Source organism: Chamaesiphon sp. OTE_20_metabat_361, assembly GCF_031364565.1.
In genome coordinates this window covers 1-2,571 of record NZ_JANLWO010000224.1, presented here as the reverse complement: position 1 = coordinate 2,571, position 2,571 = coordinate 1, and the positions used below count along the sequence as shown (strand labels likewise).

Sequence of the window (2,571 nt, the reverse complement as noted above, 5' to 3'; positions counted from 1 at the left end):
AATCGGGAACTAGTGCTGCCAGCACCCCAGGAAGAGCGTAAGACCTGCGGAGATGCCCTATTAGAAATCGGTAAAACAGTTACTTACTTTCACACAGCCGACAAGATCTCCCATGCAGATATCTGGATCGAAGGCAATCGTCACACCTACGCCGTTCGATCGCGCAAGCGCACCCCATAAGGGTGGTCGAAAGCCTTCAGAATGTGGCTTGCTGGCGAGTATTTCCAAGCAGAAGGTAAGGGCATCGGCTCGCGAACAATTCAGGATACTCTCAATACATTAGAGGCAATTGCCATCTTTCAAGGTGAAACCCGGTCGGTGCATCTTAGAACAGCCGAACATCAAAGCAAAATCTACCTCGATTTGGGTATCCCAGATTGGAAAGCGATTGCTGTCGCAGACGGCAAGCCGTTCGAGGTTGATTCGTCGGGTTGGCGGTCGGTGTCCGATCCACCAGTGCGGTTTTGGCGACCCAATTCGCTACTCCCTTTACCCGATCCGGGCGCAGGGGGAAACCTAGATGAGTTGAAGGAACTCATCGATGTCGATGGATCGGCGTGGATTCTCATCATTACTTTTTTACTATTCTGCTTTTGTCCCGATCTAACATATCCCATTCTGGTGATTACCGCCCCCAGAGGCAGTGGCAAGACAGCCGCAGCGGAAATTATCAAGGGTTTAGTCGATCCTGGTAAAGCTCCACTAATTAAGCCCCAATCTGATACTCATTGCTTGGGTTCGTTCCATGGTCGGGGAACCCGACCGGACGAACTCCGCAAATTAGCAGTAGCAGCTACACGACGCTGGGTGATGGGTTATGACAATGTGAGTCACATCAGCACCAACCAGTCAGATGATTTTTGCAGAATGGCAACTGAGTTTGGATTTAGTACCCGCACCCTAAATACAACGGATGAGGAAACGACCTTTGAGTTTACGCGCCCCCAGATTATCACTGCCATCGATGCTCTAGTAACTCGTGACGATTTAGCCGAACGCGAAGCGCGCCGCTAAGGCGGTCGAGTACTGGGGGCACAACTATTGGAGATTACTGAAGACAAGAGACTGCCCCAAGCCGAACTAAATGCCAAGGTGGCACGTCTGCACCGTCTGTACAGTGTGCGGATGACCTTAATGCCCATCGGGGAGAGAGTTTTAATCGAGACGATCTGGCAGACGATACTCGCAATACAGACGATCGGCAGACGATCGAACCAGAGGGGATCGTCTGCGCTAGGACTACAGAGGAACGAGACTTTACTAATTTTGGAGACGATCCAACCGATGCAAACGATCGACATACGCCATTTTCTCATATCGATCTTGAAAATGTGGAGGTGGAGTATGAATGTTGATATTCAGATCGGTTCGATCGTCTATGGACGCAGTGGGAAACCACTCAGAGTTGGCTCTGTAGACAAAGATCTATTGCTGATAGCTGGTGAATCTGGTTACAGAAAGATTCATCGATCGGTAATCTTGAGCGTAGAGTCACTTCTGCGATCGAATCGCATCCAGATCGGCGATTGCCGTTCGCGAAGCGTCTCGTTGGCGTAGCCTCTCGAAGAGAAGAGAAGGCAGACCAAAGGTCAACGAGCATGGCGAAATGCTCACTCCAGCCCAAAATATCCGCAGGCTTGGTTTAGGAATGGGGTCAACAAAAGTTCAACTATAGTCCCAGCGATTGAATCTGCGAAAGTCGAACGTTTTAGTCTTGATGGCGTGTGGATAAAAACAAAGGATGGGGAACTCGATCGCGTCACCAACACAGCCTTCGAGATCGGAGACTGGGGGTGGGAAAGGACTCACCCATAACTCGCCTTATTTCCGATCCGCTCGGTCGTTGGCGGAAAGCCCGCTCGCCTGGAGACTCGACCCAAATTTTAGCAGCATTGAAAACATACAAATTGAAAGTAATAAGTATGTCTAACCCCGAACTAGCCCTGTTGCGACAACAAATGGCTTTATTGGAAACTCGCGTTAAGTATCTAGAAAAACCGCTCCAACAGCAGTGGGTGACAAGCTCTAAGGCTGCCCAAATTTTCGCAGGAAAGATGAGTTCCTACCAAATCCGCAAGGCGATCTGTCATGCAATAGCCAAGCCTGAAGACTCGCTGTTAATCGCTGGTACGCATTTTCTACTCATTCTGAATTTAGATGGTGACGATTTGAGTCAACTAGATGGGGAATCCAAGAACGTTGAGTATCAGATCGATATCCCCAAATGGGGGGAATGGATGATTTCAACTAGCCTGTCACTAGGCACAGATTAGGCACGAGCCTTTACTGTAAAGTCCAAGGTACAGGAATCGAACCTGTCTAGAGCTTGCGCTCGCGGATTATGAGTCCGCTGCCTAAACCGATCGGCCAACCTTGGTGATATTGGATTATCTTAGCATCAGAGACTGACAATTGACTATTGAAATTGCCTTAATACCGATCCGACAACCCAGATGGTATTGACTTCCTTAAGTTATCTATGATATAAATGGTGACTGCAAGGACGTATAGCTCAGTTGGTTAGAGCGCATCGTTGACATCGATGAGGTCCGCCGTTCGAGTCGGCGTACG

The 2,571-nt window shown here is 49.1% G+C and carries 5 protein-coding genes and 1 tRNA gene; 4 read left to right on the top strand and 2 right to left on the bottom strand.

Annotated features, from left to right (window positions below; genetic code table 11):
- Both RMO35_RS06400 and RMO35_RS06395 read left to right on the top strand, forming a co-directional pair.
- On the top strand, positions 1 to 180 hold a 180-nt coding region (locus RMO35_RS06400; protein WP_309739428.1), incomplete at its 5' end, for a hypothetical protein.
- Between the two features lie 21 nt (positions 181 to 201).
- Complete coding sequence (locus tag RMO35_RS06395; protein WP_309739427.1) at positions 202 to 1,014, top strand: hypothetical protein; 813 nt, start codon at positions 202 to 204, stop codon at positions 1,012 to 1,014.
- Here RMO35_RS06395 and RMO35_RS06390 read toward each other — a convergent pair.
- Positions 1,011 to 1,316: a hypothetical protein gene (locus RMO35_RS06390; RefSeq protein WP_309739425.1), complete on the bottom strand. Its 306-nt coding sequence runs from the start codon at positions 1,314 to 1,316 to the stop codon at positions 1,011 to 1,013. The two genes, RMO35_RS06395 and RMO35_RS06390, sit on opposite strands and share 4 nt — an antisense overlap.
- 28 nt (positions 1,317 to 1,344) lie before the next feature.
- Between RMO35_RS06390 and RMO35_RS06385 the strand changes: the two genes are divergently transcribed.
- Together RMO35_RS06385 and RMO35_RS06380 are read left to right on the top strand one after the other, a co-directional pair.
- Positions 1,345 to 1,557: a hypothetical protein gene (locus tag RMO35_RS06385; protein WP_309739424.1), complete on the top strand. Its 213-nt coding sequence runs from the start codon at positions 1,345 to 1,347 to the stop codon at positions 1,555 to 1,557.
- 236 nt (positions 1,558 to 1,793) lie between these two features.
- A complete protein-coding gene (locus RMO35_RS06380; protein WP_309739423.1) occupies positions 1,794 to 2,273 on the top strand; it encodes a hypothetical protein in 480 nt (159 codons plus the stop codon).
- Positions 2,274 to 2,294: 21 nt separating this feature from the next.
- Here the strand turns inward: RMO35_RS06380 and RMO35_RS06375 are convergent.
- A tRNA-Ile gene (locus tag RMO35_RS06375) sits at positions 2,295 to 2,377 on the bottom strand.
- Positions 2,378 to 2,571 lie beyond the last annotated feature (194 nt).